Origin of the sequence: Pseudoalteromonas sp. MEBiC 03485 (assembly GCF_004195145.1) — a bacterium.
Classification (GTDB): domain Bacteria; phylum Pseudomonadota; class Gammaproteobacteria; order Enterobacterales; family Alteromonadaceae; genus Pseudoalteromonas; species Pseudoalteromonas apostichopi.
In genome coordinates this window covers 1,196,102-1,212,061 of record NZ_SGBT01000001.1, presented here as the reverse complement: position 1 = coordinate 1,212,061, position 15,960 = coordinate 1,196,102, and the positions used below count along the sequence as shown (strand labels likewise).

Here is a 15,960-nt window from a genome sequence, read left to right as displayed (position 1 = left end):
CTCGCAGTATGATATAAAAAGTAGCTATCTTAAACCTAGTTCCTTCAGTAAGACAGAAACTCGCTCGCGTGAAAGAGACACTTTTCTGCCGATCTCAGCAGCATTTATTTTGTCTTTCTCCTCTATCTGTTCAGACGCTAAGTTTCTGATTTTTTCTCTTAGTTTTTCACCCTCGGCGGAGATTCCAGCTTTACGCCCTTTTTTTAACTTTAAAGCAACAACGTTTTGATGTGCTTGATATCTGGCGAATATTGTCAATAAAGCAATCCAACCGATTGTCGAGTCTACCCACTTTTCATTGATTTTATGAGGCTCATATGATTCCAGAAGTTCAAAATCCCCGCAGTCTTTCCAAGCCTCCAAATCAGCAGAGTTGCCCAACAATTTAATCACAGCTAGAAACCAACTTTTCCAAGAGCAGTAATTACTTAGCAACGTTCTATTTAGTATTCGTTCAACAGCAGGAAAGAAAATATAAACCTCTTTAAGGAACGATAACGTGAACTCATTCCAAGACCGTTTTTCTTCTAACTTCGAACGCAAAACAGGAATGCTAGGTTTTTTAGAAAAACTCGATAGTAGCCGATGGGTGTGCCTTGCTGCGCTGTCTCTGGGTAGCTTTTTACTCTTGATATCTTTTATCAAGCTTAATTCCTCATTTATACCCCTGTGTCTGACGGCGCGAAACAACTTGTTTCTAAATTTATGGTACTCATTTGTATTGAGTGAAGGGTGATGTACGTGACAGTAATATAAAGAATAGTTTTCCGAATCTGAGAAGTCGATCAATCTGTACTTATCTACTAATCTCCAACAAAGAGAACAATGCTCTTGAAAATGTTGGTTAGAAGTTCTTTTAATTGGGCTTACGAGTCGAGAAATATTTACGCTTCGCTCAAGGCAGAATATTAATTCATCAAAATATCCCACCTCATCCTCCTCGTATCCTCGATTTTTTAGGTCTAATCGTAATGACAGTGCGACTCTCTTGGCATTGGTGAGTGATCGACATATTGATAAGAAATTTCCCAAAGTACAGCGCTCTTTCGAGCTAATCATACGCTGCAATTTGTATTTTCTTAGTAAATACTCAATTTCGTTAAAGAACGAGTAGTCGAGCATTACTAATTCAAATACTTCAACTAGAGACAAGTTATTTTTTGACTTTCTCACTGTTAATCTCAAATTATTCAGCTTGCACAGATCTAAAGCGTTATCTAACGCATCTTTTGTCTGCTCAACTAAATCAGTTGAGTTTAAAGTCGTACCTTCCACCATACAGAATTCCTTTTTGCTACCAACTATAAACTGCAACAAGCGTTGCTCCTTGTCAATAAAAAAGCATTCGCTCTACATGGTTATCTTACGGGTTTCTTGAGTCACAATTAGCTCATATTCAAACATACAAGAGGATATGAATATGAGTAATACAAATATCATTAGATATAACGAGTTAGTCAGAGACTATGTGCCAGCGAGTAAAAGTACCATCTGGCGCTGGTGTCGTTCAGGTGTTTTCCCCAAACCAGTTCAACTCGGCCCTCGTGCGATTGGGTGGCGCTACGAGGACGTTCAAGAGTGGCTAGATAGCAGAGAAGACGTGGAGTAAGTGGCAATGATTATTATGAAATACGCGGCTGTTCCGAAAGAAATTGAAGACACAATTTTAAAGCTTTATGAAAGCGAACCAGATTCAATTAAGGCGTCATATTTACATGAATTTGAATCACTTTCTTTAGATTTATATGGCGAGCTAGTGGCAACAGTACCCCCTAATAAAATTACAGAAAAAATGTTTGTTGTATGTCAAAAAGCTGCTTTGCAATACATGTGGGCATATAGACACCCTAACCCATTGTTCAGTCTTCTAAATATGACGCTTTATTACAAATATTCAGAGGACATCCGCTCATTAGCTAAAACCGCTATTGATAAATCAGTACGGAGTGGAAGTTTAAAATTATGAGCACAAACGCTACTCACCTGCGGTGGCTGCGTTGGCGCAGCGTCATCGCAGTTAAGCTACCGTACTTTGCGCTGCCGTAAAGAATCCGCTATGTGCACCGCTGCAACGGCGCACAAAGCTTTTAACCCTCAACTTTATTCACGAAACAAGAGATTTCTATTATGAATAAAATATTAAACAAGGCCGTCACGGCCCGATTTTCCAACGAAGATTATCTTCGCCTTCAAACTGAAGCGGAGCGCAGAGGCTGCGCCATTGCTGATGTTATTCGAGGATCTTGGACACATTATCAGCAACAGCAGCAATTGCAACAGCATTTGCTCAAAATGGAGCAGCGCCAGCGCAAAGTACAATTTGAAATGCTTTGCACGCTGCTTGGACTGAACACCGATGAACGCAAGAGCGCCTTTGCGACCTTGCAAGACAATGGAGTGAAGTTCTAATGCGTACACATCCTGCATCACTGCGTCGCCAAGATTGGGCAACTATCAGCTTCATGGCCGCCCTTGTGGGCGTGCCGACCTTCATCAGCTTGCTCATCTTAACATGGTCATGGCTGATGCCATGGCCTGCCATGGGTGTGCATGCCTCGTACTGGTTAGATGCCCTCAATGGCCTTGTCTTTGACCAGTCCCTAGCCCCGTGGCAGGGTTACTGGCAAACGCTAGTTGAACGAGACTGGCACCTTGCTTTTGTCGGGCATATCAGCGCTACATTTGCGCTTGCGGCTTTGTTGGCCTTTTTGGCTGCACGGCGTTTTTATGTGAACGGAGGTATAGATGGTTATCGGCATATCGACGGGCCAAGGTGCTACTGGTTTGCTACAGCACTTCGCCATGCTAAGCGCGTGTATAAACAAGAGAAGCGCAAAGCCGCTAAGCCGCCCGAAGGCAAGCCCTATGATGGCCTGCATCTGCACCCTAAAATGCGTATTTCGCGAATGCGGGAGTTGGCCAACCTGCTCGTTATCGGCACCCCTAGTGCTGGGAAAACCGTGGTGCTCACGCCGATGATGAATGAAGTGATTGAGCGCGGTGAGCGAGCGTTTATCTATGATGAAAAACGTGAGTTTACCGGGTTGTTTTTCAAGCCAGAGACGACCGTATTGCTCGCGCCATGGGACACACGTTCTACCCCGTGGAATATCCAAGCTGATGCATATAATGCAACCCTTGCTCAGCTTATTAGCGAGCGCATGACCGGTGAAACCCGCGACCCGCTGTGGTCATCAGGTGCACGGATGTTATTCACCGGCATGATTGAGATTTTAAACCGGACCCAGCGCCGCTGGGGCTGGCAAGAGCTGGCGAACATGCTAAGCCTTGATGAGGCCACCTTGCATGCACAATTAACCACTTATTATCCACGTGCTGCGCGGTTTATTGTGGAAGGCAGTAAAACCACCCAGTCGTTTTTCGCCCAGCTCATTGGCTGCCTTGGCTGGCTTTATACTTTAAGTGAGGCATGGCCAACGTCCTACAAAAACGGGTTTTGCCTGCGGGATTGGGTAGTCAACGATAACACCGACAAACCCGTGCTGATCATTCAAGCAGACAAGCGCTACAAGGACATCGGGGCACCGCTGTGCAATGCGCTCATTGCACTGATGACCAGTCACACACTGGCGCTCAACAATACGCCGGGTCGTGAGTTGTGGCTGTTCATTGATGAACTTGGCAACCTACCTAAGAATCCCGCTTTGCTCGAATGGATGTCGCTAGGACGCTCCAAAGGCTCGCGCATCATTGCCGGTACCCAAAGCCTTGCCCAAATCAAACGGGACTTTGACGGCGAGGAAGCCGAAGCCATGCTCAATATGTTTACGATGTTTATCAGTATGCGAGTCGGTGCAATTGGTGAGGCCAGCAAAGAAGCCGCGAACGTGTTCGGTGAGCGTGTGGTCGAGCGCCTTAACTCAAGCGCGGGGCAAGGCGATGGCACAACCCCCAACTGGCACCGGGAAACCTTACCGCTGGTGACCAGCAGCGACTTGGTGCAGTTGCCCCAGCCAAACAAGAAAGGCGTAGAAGGGTATCTCATGTTACCGGCCTATGATGCGGTATACCGGCTGCGCTGGCCGTACCCCAAACAGCGTGCGAGCGAACAGGAGCACTGTCCTGCCCTGTGGATAGGCAAGCGGCCGGAGCTGATGACCGAAGACACTGAGTCTGATCAACAAACCTCGACACAAATAAACAGCGACACGAATTCCCGTGTCGTGGACAAACTCAAAGCAAGGAGGAACGCCGCATGATGTCCATCAACCCCATTAATTCGATTGAATATTATGAAGAGTTAGCCAAGGAAGATTACTACACCCAAGGCGGCGAGCCGCCCGGCAAATGGATTGGCCGAGGCGCACGGGCGCTGAAGTTAAGCTCCATCATTGAGACGGTCGATTACCGGCGCATTTTCAACGGTTTTGGTCCTGATGGCGAAAAGCTTTGTGAGAACGCTGGAGATAATCACCGCCCCGGATGGGATGTCACGTTTTCTGCACCCAAGTCAGTGTCCGTACTTTGGGCGCGCGCTGATGAGGACGTACGCAAAGCTATTCAGGCCGCCCAACAAGCGGCGGTCGAGCAGGCGCTGACCTTCATTGAGGAGCACGCAGCCACCACACGGCGCGGCAAAGGCGGCAAGACACTAGAGCGGGTCACCGGGCTGATTGGGGCGACATTTGAACATTCAACCTCACGGGCACAGGACGCCCAGCTTCATACCCACTGTCTAATTGCGAATCTCGCAGAGAGGCAAGACGGCACGTGGGGTACGCTGGAATCCAAACAGTTTTTTTTTGGCAAAAAGCCGCCAGTGGCATTTACCGCGCTCAGCTTGCCAATGGCCTGCGTGAATTGGGCTTTGCCGTAGAGGCCATTGATAACAAACCGGCTTTTGAAGTCAAAGGTATTTGTCAACAGCTGTGCGCGTTCTTCTCTAAACGCGCCGATGCCATCCGCGCCCAAATGGAGGCTATGGGTGTAACTAACGCCAGCTCTAAAATCGGCGATACCATTGCAGTAAACTCCCGTGACTATAAAGAAGCCATCGACCGACCGGCGCTCTTTGCCAAGTGGGAAAAAGAGATGGACGAGCGCGGGTTTACCGCTGATAAAGTGGCAGACATTCGTGATATTGCAGCCGAACCCTTCCCCGAAGCGCTGCCGCTCTCTGCCGTGCTTAATGGCCTGATTGAGGACAAAGCGGTGTTTCGCTTACAAGATATCTATGCCCAGGTTGCTAAGGAAGCCCAGTACACCCATTCAACGGTGCAGGACATCGAAGATACGGTGCGTGAGCTGCTTACCGATGAAGCGATGGTGAGCTTAGGCAAAGATATCAATCAAAACCCCATTTATACCACTAAAGCCATGCTCGCCATCGAGCAAGCGCTGGTTGCCACCGCTGATGCCATGCACGTGAGCACCCATTACAAGTTGGATACCGCTGTTATTGATAAGGCCATTGAGGCGCAGCAACATGCTCAAGGCTTTACATTATCCGATGAACAACACGAGGCCGTGCACGCGGTGTGTCAGTCCAGTTTGGGCATTATTCAGGGCAAAGCAGGTGCTGGGAAAAGTACCTCACTGAAAGCCTTGCGCTTGGCCTATGAGTCCCAAGGCATGACCGTGCGTGGGGCTACCGTGGCACGTAAAGCCGCCCTGCAATTACAACATGATACCGGCATTGAAAGTGGGACACTGGCAAGCTTGCTCAATGATTTAGGCAAAGGCAACACAGAGCGCTTTAAAGACACCGTGATTGTGGTGGATGAAGCAGGCCTGATGGCCACTCCGGATGTGCTGGAATTGGTGAGCGCCGCCCACAAAGCCAACGCAAAAATAGTCCTCGTGGGAGAGCAAGAACAGCTTGATAGTATTACGTTTGGAGGAAGCTTGCGCTATCTCAGTCAGAGGCAAGGCTGTGCCCGTATCAACACCATTCGTCGCCAGCGTGAGGTCTGGGCAAAAACACTGGTTAATGATTTGCGTAGCGGCAATGCAGAAGCCGCATTAGGCACTCTACAAGGCAAAGGCTTACTTCACATCAAAGACACCGCTCACGATACCCGTGAGGCGCTCGTCAATCAGTGGGCGGCCTACACCAAGGCTAACCCGGATAAACAATCGCTGGTCATGGCGCAGCGCTGGAAGGACGTAAAGCCATTAAACGATTTGATGCGAACTGTGTATCAAGAGCGCGGGCTATTAGGCAATGAAAACGTCATCACCGAGTGTGTGGTGTCCAATCAAACCCTGCATTTTGCGTTCTCCACCGGGGAGCGGGTACGGCTCACCAAAAACGACTACACCCGTAACCTTACCAATGGCCAGCAAGGCACCGTTACTGCGGTTGTACAGCTAAAAGACGATGTGCGCTTAACCATTGCGCTAGATGACGGGCGCACTGTTAGGATTAAGCAATCGGATTACTGTGATGAAGAGAAGCGTTTTCATGTGGTTCAGGCTTACGCTTCCACCGTGTATAGTGCCCAAGGTGCGACCATTGATGGAGATACCTTCACGTACTACAGCACCACCATGGATAGAGCTGCTAGCTACGTCGCAGGCTCTCGAGCGAAAGACAGGGCATGGTTTTTTGTCAATGGCCAAGAGCTGGATGCACAGTGCGGCGTCAGTGACAACGGGGATAGGCCCGACATGGCCGCACGGTTAGATGGGCTCACCCGCAACATGAAGGTTAACCGACACAAAACCATGGCTATAGAATACCTTGATGAGCAGAAAAATATTATGCAGGAAAAAGAGTCCAAACACTTCATTGAACACGGTTTGTGCTTATCGTCAGATTTGTAAAGAGCGCTAAATTTACATCCGTAATATTCTTGTTTATTCCCCAATTTTCTCATAATCTACTCATCAAGAAAATTGGGGATTCCAAATGTCTGACGAAATACTCACATTAAAAGAATTGGCTGAATATCTTAAGTTGACAGAAAAAACTGCTTATCGGTTGGCTGCTGAAGGTAAGCTGCCGGGATTTAAAGTAGGCGGCAGTTGGCGGTTTAAGAGAACAGATCTTGACCAGTGGATAGAAAACCAAAAGTATCATACGGATAAATTATCATGAATTTAATAGAGCAAGGTTTAGCTAAAGGCTATATCAAGTTTGATAGTGAAGACAAAAAAACTATTACATATACAGAACAAAATAAATCAAGAAACTATCAGAATCCAGAGGAGCAAGTTCAAGCAGAGGCGTACTTGTCTCTAATTTTTGAATACTATTACTCACCTAAGCAAATTCGAAACTTTGTACCTGTAACCATGGGGTCTTCTGTGCGTGAAGCTGATATTGTTGTTTATAATGATAATGCTTGCACCAAGCCTCACATAATAGTGGAGTGCAAAAAACAAGAAGTTTCAGAAATGGAGTTTGATCAGGCCATCAATCAGGGGCTTTCATACGCTCAAGCCCTAGCAGGCACGATAAAATACCTTTGGGTTACTTCACAGTTAAAGAACGAATACTTTCAAGTTGACAAAGATCGCCATAGTCGAAATTCAATTACTGACATCCCTCAAAAAGGCGTAACTAAACTATCCCCATTCAAATATGCAAAAAATGGCGGCGTAAAAAATGGTCAAAAACTATCAGACTTAGAAAAGGTATCGGAAGCAGATTTAACAAGTTTATTTAAGCAGGCACACCAAGCTTTGTGGGGAGGTGGTGAGCTAAACCCGTCAGAAGCATTCGATGAGCTTGATAAATTAATTTTTTGTAAAATTTGGGATGAGAGAGCTGACAGGCGAAGTGGAGAGCCTTATGACTTTCAGATAATTACGTCTGGAGAATTAGCTAAAACTGAAGAAGAAAAAGTAAAACAAGAAAAAGAGATCAATGAATCATTATTAAAGCGTATTCATGGCCTTTATGAAAAGGGAAAAGAAAAAGATCCAGAGGTATTCAAAGAAGGAGTTAGGCTTAATGCCAAAAAGTGCAGAGCGGTAGTAAGTTATCTTGAAGGGATAAATTTAAGCGAAACTGATTTAGATAGTAAAGGAAGAGCATTCGAAACCTTTATGGGCAGCTTTTTCCGAGGAGATTTTGGCCAATATTTTACCCCAAGACCAATTGTTAAGTTTATCGTTGATGTTCTTCCTATTACGAATAAAGATAAGGTACTAGATACTTCTTGTGGCAGTGGTGGCTTTTTATTACATGCCTTAGATAAAGTTCGAAAACAAGCCGATAAAAGAGCTGAAGACGGATACTACGATTTAGATACGCCAAAAGGATACAAAGCACACTTTGATTTTTGGCATGACTTCGCGGAGAAGAAGCTGTTTGGAATAGAAATAAACGAACAAATATCTCGTACTGCAAAAATGAATATGATTATTCATGATGACGGCCATACAAATGTGATTAGTTCGGATGGACTATTACCTATCTCACGAAAAGGGTTAGATGAAAGCTATCAAGGAGATACGATTCAAGATAAAACAACTAATGGCGGGTTTGAAGAAGAGTCATTTAAATTTGTTATAACTAATCCACCATTCGGCTCAGTTGTTAAACAAACCGAAAAAGCGTACCTGCATCAATATAGGCTAGGCAATAAATCAGTTGATTGGTTGAATCCTAAAAGTAAGGCGGCACTTAGACCAAACCAATCAACAGAGGTACTTTTTATTGAACAAGATTTTAATTTCTTACAAGAAGGTGGATACTTGGCCGTTGTAATTCCTGATGGAATTTTGACAAACACGTCACTCAAAAATGTCCGAGATCAAATAGAAGCAGATTTCAGACTAGTAGCTGTTGTAAGTATGCCTCAAACGGCATTTGCAGCAAATGGAGCTGGTGTCAAAAGTTCTGTTCTGATTGTTAAAAAGTATTCAGCGAAGAAAAGAGAGATATTAAAGACATTAAAGAGTGATATCAGATCAAAAGCTAAGACGATTTCGGGTTTTGATAGTGAATATTTGCGTATTAATAAAGAAAAGGCGGAAGAATTAAAGTCTTACTCTGGTAATAAAGAGGACGAAAGTTTCAAAATTTGGAGAAAAGAGCTAAACGCAAAGTACGCAGAGCAATTAGATTCTTTAAAAGATAAAACACTAAGTGTATTTGATGAGCTTTGGAAAGCTGCTATCTCTGAGAATCACGATTATCCTGTTTTTATGGCTATTGCTGAAGATATAGGTTTTGATTCAACAGGAAAAGAAACCAATCGGAATGACTTAGTTCCTATATCAGTAGAACTTCGTAAATTTATTAGTTCGATTGAATTGGAGGATTCGTGAATGAGTTTCGGGTCAACCTCTGAAAAAGAATGTAGCAATATATTCATAACTAAATGGAGCCACGTTACGGGAGAGCGACTAGAACCCAAATTCTATTCATCTATTTACGAGGAAAATATTAATAGGCTAGAGAGTGCTGATTTCCCTTTGGTTAACTTGAAAGATATTACAACACTGATAAGTGATGGTACTCATCATACTCCATCATACACAAATAGTGGGGTTAAATTCGTAAGTGTAAAAAATGTCAGGAAATCATTTATTAATTTAGAAAAAACAAAGTTTATTTCCGAACAGGAAGCTGATGAACTAGATAAAAGATGTAAGCCTAAAAATGGAGATGTTTTACTTACAAAGATTGGAACATATGGATACGCAAGCGTTGTTAAATCCACCGAAAGATTTCAATTATTTGTTAGTGTTGCACTCCTACGACCAAAGAAAGTCGTTTTGTCAGATTTTTTAGAAATTTTCTTAAACTCAAACCTAGCTTACCTTCAGTATCATAGAGTCGTAAAAGGTTCTGGTGTACCAGATCTGCACCTAGAGGATATTAGAAAAATTAAAATGCCTCTACCTGACTTAAAAAACCAGAAGAGAGTTTCTGAATATTATTTCAAGAAGCTTGATGAATCTCGGAACAAAGAAAAAGAGGCTAACAGATTAATCGAGAGCATAGATGATATTTTAATGAAAGAGCTTGGTATACCTTTTATTGAACAAAATGAAGCTTCCAATACGAACAAAATGTACTTCAAAAACTTTAGTGAAGTTAGTCAAGGAAGATTTGATCCTTTATATCATTTAGGTGGGATCTACACTCTTTTAGATAAATCTACTTACCCTATTGTAACTCTAAACTCTGTAATTTCATCTCTACAGTCTGGCTTTGCAGCAGGTAAAGATGAACAATCATCTCTCAAGGAGGATATCGTCCAAATACGACCTACGAATATCAGTAATGAAAGAGAGTTTGTATTTGATAAAAATGTATATATTGATCGAATAAAGTTAGAACCTCATAAAAAAGATTTATTAAAAAAAGGGGAGCTACTGTTTAACAATACAAACAGTCAAGAGCTAGTAGGTAAAACTATTCTTTTCGATTTAGAGGGAGATTATTTTTCATCTAATCATATTACTAGAGTTAAGTTTAAAAAAGATCATGACGGTAGGTTTTATTCTCACTTGTTTAATTGCTATCAACGTAACAAAGTATTTTTTACTTTATGCACAAATTGGAATAATCAGTCAGGAATAAGTAATGACGTATTAAAAAATGTTAAAATCCCTCTTATCCCATTGTCAGAACAAGTCAGGATAGTTGGTGTTATTGACAGAATAAGAGATAAAGCAAAAGCACTTAAAAAAGAAGCTGATTCTATTTTGGACTTAACATTTAAAGAAGTCGAACAAATGATCTTAAAGGATATGTAGTGAAAAATTTAAAAGGAACACTTAGTAATACATTTGGTGGTTTTTTAACTGTTAGAGGGACTGCAACTTTTAGCGATATTGTTGCACTCTCTGAGCCTAAAGATTATCAAAGAGACACTATTCCTGAACATTTACGGGATATTGAGCAGTTTTATGACAGAGGTGAAGCTGTCTTCTTTCCTGAAGTTATATTGTCATTGGAGTTGAAGTTTGACTTCAATGATAATTCTGCACCGAGCTTAAACGGAAGTCCAACGAATCACGTTCTTATGGGAGAGAAGTTTAAGTCAAATGTGAATGATATTCTCGTAAGTCCTACCAAAAGCGGGCTTGCAACTATTTCAATTCCTGATGGATTAATTCCATTTGGTCGAATTGATGGAAATCATAGGCTAAGTGCACAAAACACGAGCAACGTTTTAACTGAAGAAATTCCTTTCTGTATAGTCCTTTTCAATTCAGATATTGTAGAAAAAAATGAAAAATCATTATTTTTTAATATAAACTCTAAAGGAAGGCCATTAACTACTGAAGAGACATTGAAATCCATTATTGATGATGAAATGAACTTTTCTTCTAGTGAACTGCAAAATAATCCTTCATTTGGTTGGCAATACTACTTTGCCAGAGAAATAAAAAAACAAATTAACTTTACTCTACTGCCAAACTTAAAAAGTTCCATACTACCTAATTTAAGATCATTTTTAGTCAACACAATTAACTTGATGTTAAAAAAGGAAGTTCTCCCAAAAGAGGAATCAGGTACAGGACAATTTCTTTCATTACTTAGCAGCGTAAACAGCTTGTTCGATAATACGGAATTAGCCCAAATTAAGAGTTCAGGTTTGCTATCTGCGTTTATCTATTATCAACATATGTCCCCTCAAAAAGTTCATCTATTTTCAAATTGGGTAGTCAAGAACCATATTTTTGAATTGACTGACATGAGAGTTGACGAATTTATCAAAATATTTGACAAGATAGCTGAATCCAAGAGAAAAGAGGTCTTTATTTCCATGCAATTCTCAGATGATACACAACAAAACTTTGAAGCTATTAAAAACGCGATAGATGAAATTAATGATGAATTTAATGAAAATATTGGTATTAGAGAAATCAGAATAGACCAATTTAATACCGGCTATTCCTATGACATTAATGATGAAATTCTCTCTTTAATTGAAACCTGTGGCTTATTGGTTGCAGACTTATCAAAGGGTAATAAGAACGTTTATCATGAAATTGGGTATTTGATGGGCTTGAACAAAGGTCAAGGCCTGAATCACGATAACTTTATATTGATTCACAATAGTTCTGTAGGAAATGCTTCTCAGGATGTGGGATTTAACTTAGTTTCAATTAAGCAGCTTAGGGTCAATGACACTAATTCATTACGCTTGAAGTTGAAAGAGCAAATAAAAATTTACTATGGCCTTTAATAGCTTGGGGTATAACCAAGGGTACCTCATCTAAACACAACCCATAAACGCCATTAAATCAATATCTTACCGCCTTAATGGGCGGCATGATGTAGTGCGACGAGAGTCGCGTAGGTCGCTAACCTAGCAGGCTACACCGTAAGCAAGTACTTATGTACTTGCTCACCCACCTGCAAAAATTAGTAGTCGAAATCCGTTGGTCGGATCGCACAATCCGATCAACGGCATTCTCGAAAGAGAATGTTCGCCTGATCGTTATTGTCGGTCAGCATAAAGAAAACGGGCGCAAAGTGTTAATGTCTGCGCTGCCCTCAACACGTAGGTATCTAGAAGCATAGTCTTTTGTGCAAAAGGGAAAAAGAACGGCGGCGTCAGCCTGCCGACAATTTTAACCTTCTAGGATACTCCCGTCTGCTTGCCACTTCTGGCACGACTTATTGGAATTTTGCTGCTGGAGCGATCTCCGGCGTAAGCTGTTGTAGTTATTGTCTCACCGCTTTGTTTCAGCATTTCGGTAGAGAGACCTGTTATACGGCTAACAGTAGCCTAGGGATAGTGCGATGCTGGTAACGGCATGGTGCAAAGCTTCCTGACAATGTACCCCTGTGTAAACGGTGTCTTAACTCGTGAGAGTGGGCATAGTTGGCTAACAATAAGCTGGCTGGGGGCTAGGCTGGGCAATATGGTTAACGTAAGTGAACTGTTGATAAATACCGTCAACCGCAAAGAGCGAAATATTGTTGATGCGCTCTGACCAAAAGGTACGTGGTCGGTTAATCCTTTTACATCTGGGATTACGCCGTCTTATGACCACCGGTAGATAGACAGAACCTACGTTGCTCGTGTAACTGCAATGGAACTCGGTAAGCCCGATTATTCGCCTGATTGCTGGTAACAGTAACACAGGCAGGCAATCCGTAAGGAGCGCTGTTGGATAAGCGGGTAAAGGATGTCTGACCAAGCGAAGGCTGAACTGTAATGGTTCGGATAGGGGTTCTAACTTTGCCCTAACTCGAAAGAGTGCCAAATTCAGACTGGTCTTTAATCGTGTGAAGGCGTGTAAAGCCATCTTACAAATTAACCCAAGCGGGGATTAGCTATCCCCGTAAGGGCTTGGCTTTTCTCCGTTCTGTGGTTATGGAGGAAAGCAAGATGAGTACGAAATGTATGTTCCATGTACCTGCGTTCTCCCACCAAGCAAACAGCTGGCATACCATTGATTGGTATTCGGTTGAGCGCAAGGTGAGAGGGCTACAAGTACGGATCGCGAAGGCGACGAAGCAGCAACAGTGGCGCAAGGTGAAAGCCCTGCAACGCATGTTGGTGCGCTCGTTTGCTGCCAAGGCATTGGCGGTTAAACGGGTAACTGAAAATCGAGGCAAAAGGACTGCCGGTGTCGATGGGGAGTTATGGAGTACACCTGAGAGTAAATGGCTGGCGCTATTTCGATTAACGCGTAAGGGCTATAAGCCCAAACCGTTGAGGCGGGTTTATATTCCAAAAGCGAACAGTAAGCGTCGACCGCTTGGGATACCGACCATGTTCGACAGAGCTATGCAGGCTTTATACCTGCTGGCGCTAGAGCCTGTGTCGGAAACAACCGCCGATAGAAATAGCTATGGCTTTCGCCCGATGCGCTCAACGGCAGATGCGATTGAGCAATGTTTTGTGAACCTCAGTCGCAAGCATTCTGCCAAATGGGTGTTAGAGGGGGACATCAAAGGGTGCTTCGATAACATCAGTCATGACTGGTTACTCGCCAACATTCCATTGGATAAACGAGTACTCGGAAAATGGCTGAAAGCCGGTTACATGGAATCCGGTAAACTGAATCCGACTGAAGCAGGGACACCGCAAGGGGGAATTATTTCTCCTGTGTTGGCCAATATGGCGCTTGATGGTTTGGAAACGGTGCTTGAATCCCGTTTTGGGAAGAAGAACACTAAAGCCAGCTACAAGACCAAGGTTAACTATGTGCGATATGCAGATGACTTCATTATTACTGGTATCTCGCAAGAGTTGCTGGAAGATGAAGTAAAACCTCTCGTTGAAGCCTTTATGGCGAAACGGGGGCTGACGCTTTCGCCGGAAAAAACGGTGATAACCCATATTGATGAAGGGTTTGACTTTTTGGGGCAAAACTTACGCAAGTACAAAGGCAAGCTTTTAATTAAGCCAAGCCGAAAGAACCTGCGAACGTTCCTCCATAAAGTCAGAAACATAATTAGCGGCAATAAAACGGTGACGGCTGGTTTGTTGATATACATGCTCAACCCTGTACTTAGAGGTTGGGCAAACTATCACAGACATATCGTTGCCAAGGAAACCTTTAATTATGTTGATTATCGGGTTTGGAAAATGCTTTGGAAGTGGTGCCGACGGCGACATAAAAATCGTCGCTTTCACTGGGTTAAGTCTAAGTACTTTAAAACAGTGGGCAAACGCAACTGGGTATTTTCCGGTGAATGGGAGGAGTCGAAAATACTTCGCCTATTCTCATGTAACGATGTGGTGATAAAGCGACATACTAAGATAAAAGCAGAAGCCAACCCTTATGACTTGGCATTTGAGGAATACTTCGAGCAACGCTTAGAGCGAGCTTGGCGTGAATCAATGCAGGGCAAAAGGAAAGTGCTGATGCTCTGGCTCAGGCAGCAGCAATGCTGCGTTATGTGCCGCCACAAAATTACCAAAGAAACAGGATGGAATATCCATCATATAGTGGAAAGGGTAAAAGGCGGTTCTGATGAGCTAAGTAACTTAGTGTTGTTGCATCCCAATTGTCATAGGCAATTGCATGTGAATACGTAGTTTAAAAATTATTCACCTTTGCTCTTGAAATACTGTATATATGTCCACATATAAATTTTGAGCAATGTCGCTCTTTCATATGAGGCAAATAACATGGGTAAAAACCAATGGGTCGTGCAAACTGATGATGGTTGGGGCGTTCGTGGTGAAGGTAATGAAAAGTTATCAGGACGCTACGATACGCAAAAAGAAGCCATTGATGCTGCGCGCGAAACTGCTCGACGTCAAGAAAGTGAACTGTTCATTAAAGGCCGAGACGGAAAAATTAGAGCTCGAGATTCTTATGGTAATGATCCATGTCCACCCAAAGATAAGAGCTAACCCTGAGTTTTATAAATACGGCATTAAGTAGTTGCCGTCTTATCACTCATGTTACTTTGCTAAATAGAGAAGAGAATGGACGAAAAGTACTACCAGACGTTATTAAGCCTTAAAGACAAGGGAATGATTATTGAAGAAATCTACTCTACTGATAGTGGAGTTGATTTCGATGTAATAGAGTTACTTGTTCATGAAGGTTTAGCGAGAGCAAAATCACGAACAGCAGTAAGTGAATTTACTCAATTCAGAGGGCTATTCATAACCTCTAAGGGACATGAGTATATCTCTTCATATGAGAAGGCTCATGCACCTTGGTACAAGAAAGCCCTAAGATGGGAGAACATAGACAGAGGTATGAAGTTAACCAAGTTTTTTGGTTGGCTTTTTACATTGGCTATGGCCTTCTTAGCTGGAAAGTATTTCGGTTAAAATCGCTGGTCTTTATTTAGGTACTGACTTATAAAGGCTTGAGCCGTATGCGGGGAAACTCGCTCGTACGGTTCTTAGGGGGCGGCGGTGCAGTAATGCACTGCTGCTACCCGACATCATCCCTCCCAAGCACTTTGCTTAAAAAACCCAGCTCCGGCTGGGTTTTTTGCATTCATTTACTTGCTCTGTAAATAAACAAAGACCTTCTAACTTTACAAGTCATTTGAACCCGCAATAAATAGTTGCCTTTTCCTAATCACCCTTAATTTTGTATTTTACATAC

The 15,960-nt window shown here is 43.0% G+C and carries 13 protein-coding genes; 12 read left to right on the top strand and 1 reads right to left on the bottom strand.

Annotated elements, in window-relative coordinates:
* Positions 1-24 precede the first annotated feature (24 nt).
* Entirely contained in the window at positions 25-1,278 is a 1,254-nt protein-coding gene (locus EVU92_RS05660; protein WP_130050368.1) for a hypothetical protein, read from the bottom strand.
* Between the two features lie 331 nt (positions 1,279-1,609).
* On the opposite strand from EVU92_RS05660, the gene EVU92_RS05650 reads away from it, so the two are divergent.
* The 12 genes from EVU92_RS05650 to EVU92_RS05590 all read left to right on the top strand — a co-directional run bounded on the left by EVU92_RS05650 (position 1,610) and on the right by EVU92_RS05590 (position 15,677).
* Entirely contained in the window at positions 1,610-1,966 is a 357-nt protein-coding gene (locus EVU92_RS05650) for a hypothetical protein (RefSeq protein WP_130050366.1), read from the top strand.
* A gap of 161 nt (positions 1,967-2,127) precedes the next feature.
* The gene (locus tag EVU92_RS05645) at positions 2,128-2,409 is read left to right on the top strand and encodes a hypothetical protein (protein WP_130050365.1); all 282 of its coding nucleotides are present in this window, start codon (positions 2,128-2,130) and stop codon (positions 2,407-2,409) included.
* Positions 2,409-4,220 (top strand): type IV secretion system DNA-binding domain-containing protein, encoded by a 1,812-nt coding sequence (locus EVU92_RS05640; RefSeq protein ID WP_130050364.1) that lies wholly within the window; start codon positions 2,409-2,411, stop codon positions 4,218-4,220. Before EVU92_RS05645 ends, EVU92_RS05640 begins: the two co-directional genes overlap by 1 nt.
* Positions 4,217-4,837, top strand: a complete 621-nt coding sequence (gene mobF, locus EVU92_RS05635) for a MobF family relaxase (protein WP_130050363.1) — start codon at positions 4,217-4,219, stop codon at positions 4,835-4,837. The genes EVU92_RS05640 and mobF overlap by 4 nt, the downstream gene beginning before the upstream one ends.
* Positions 4,732-6,786, top strand: coding sequence for an AAA family ATPase (locus tag EVU92_RS05630; protein ID WP_168989997.1), 2,055 nt, complete (start codon positions 4,732-4,734; stop codon positions 6,784-6,786). Before mobF ends, EVU92_RS05630 begins: the two co-directional genes overlap by 106 nt.
* A gap of 85 nt (positions 6,787-6,871) precedes the next feature.
* Entirely contained in the window at positions 6,872-7,060 is a 189-nt protein-coding gene (locus EVU92_RS05625) for a helix-turn-helix domain-containing protein (protein WP_130050361.1), read from the top strand.
* Positions 7,057-9,240 (top strand): N-6 DNA methylase, encoded by a 2,184-nt coding sequence (locus EVU92_RS05620; protein ID WP_130050360.1) that lies wholly within the window; start codon positions 7,057-7,059, stop codon positions 9,238-9,240. The genes EVU92_RS05625 and EVU92_RS05620 overlap by 4 nt, the downstream gene beginning before the upstream one ends.
* On the top strand, positions 9,241-10,677 hold the full coding sequence (locus EVU92_RS05615; RefSeq protein WP_130050359.1) for a restriction endonuclease subunit S: 1,437 nt from the start codon (positions 9,241-9,243) through the stop codon (positions 10,675-10,677).
* Positions 10,677-12,116, top strand: a complete 1,440-nt coding sequence (locus tag EVU92_RS05610) for a hypothetical protein (protein WP_130050358.1) — start codon at positions 10,677-10,679, stop codon at positions 12,114-12,116. Before EVU92_RS05615 ends, EVU92_RS05610 begins: the two co-directional genes overlap by 1 nt.
* A gap of 1,152 nt (positions 12,117-13,268) precedes the next feature.
* On the top strand, positions 13,269-14,927 hold the full coding sequence (gene ltrA / locus EVU92_RS05600) for a group II intron reverse transcriptase/maturase (RefSeq protein ID WP_130050357.1): 1,659 nt from the start codon (positions 13,269-13,271) through the stop codon (positions 14,925-14,927).
* 93 nt (positions 14,928-15,020) lie between these two features.
* Positions 15,021-15,248, top strand: coding sequence for a DUF2188 domain-containing protein (locus EVU92_RS05595; protein WP_130050356.1), 228 nt, complete (start codon positions 15,021-15,023; stop codon positions 15,246-15,248).
* A gap of 75 nt (positions 15,249-15,323) precedes the next feature.
* Positions 15,324-15,677: a hypothetical protein gene (locus tag EVU92_RS05590; protein WP_130050355.1), complete on the top strand. Its 354-nt coding sequence runs from the start codon at positions 15,324-15,326 to the stop codon at positions 15,675-15,677.
* The last annotated feature ends 283 nt before the right edge of the window (positions 15,678-15,960 follow it).

Excerpts from the sequence above, each read along its gene's own strand:
- EVU92_RS05640 (WP_130050364.1), top strand. The coding sequence starts at position 2,409 with ATGCGTACACATCCTGCATCACTGCGTCGCCAAGATTGGGCAACTATC.
- EVU92_RS05615 (WP_130050359.1), top strand. The coding sequence starts at position 9,241 with ATGAGTTTCGGGTCAACCTCTGAAAAAGAATGTAGCAATATATTCATA.
- EVU92_RS05620 (WP_130050360.1), top strand. The coding sequence starts at position 7,057 with ATGAATTTAATAGAGCAAGGTTTAGCTAAAGGCTATATCAAGTTTGAT.
- mobF (WP_130050363.1), top strand. The coding sequence starts at position 4,217 with ATGATGTCCATCAACCCCATTAATTCGATTGAATATTATGAAGAGTTA.
- EVU92_RS05625 (WP_130050361.1), top strand. The coding sequence starts at position 6,872 with ATGTCTGACGAAATACTCACATTAAAAGAATTGGCTGAATATCTTAAG.
- EVU92_RS05590 (WP_130050355.1), top strand. The coding sequence starts at position 15,324 with ATGGACGAAAAGTACTACCAGACGTTATTAAGCCTTAAAGACAAGGGA.
- EVU92_RS05595 (WP_130050356.1), top strand. The coding sequence starts at position 15,021 with ATGGGTAAAAACCAATGGGTCGTGCAAACTGATGATGGTTGGGGCGTT.
- EVU92_RS05645 (WP_130050365.1), top strand. The coding sequence starts at position 2,128 with ATGAATAAAATATTAAACAAGGCCGTCACGGCCCGATTTTCCAACGAA.
- EVU92_RS05660 (WP_130050368.1), bottom strand. The coding sequence starts at position 1,278 with ATGGTGGAAGGTACGACTTTAAACTCAACTGATTTAGTTGAGCAGACA.
- ltrA (WP_130050357.1), top strand. The coding sequence starts at position 13,269 with ATGAGTACGAAATGTATGTTCCATGTACCTGCGTTCTCCCACCAAGCA.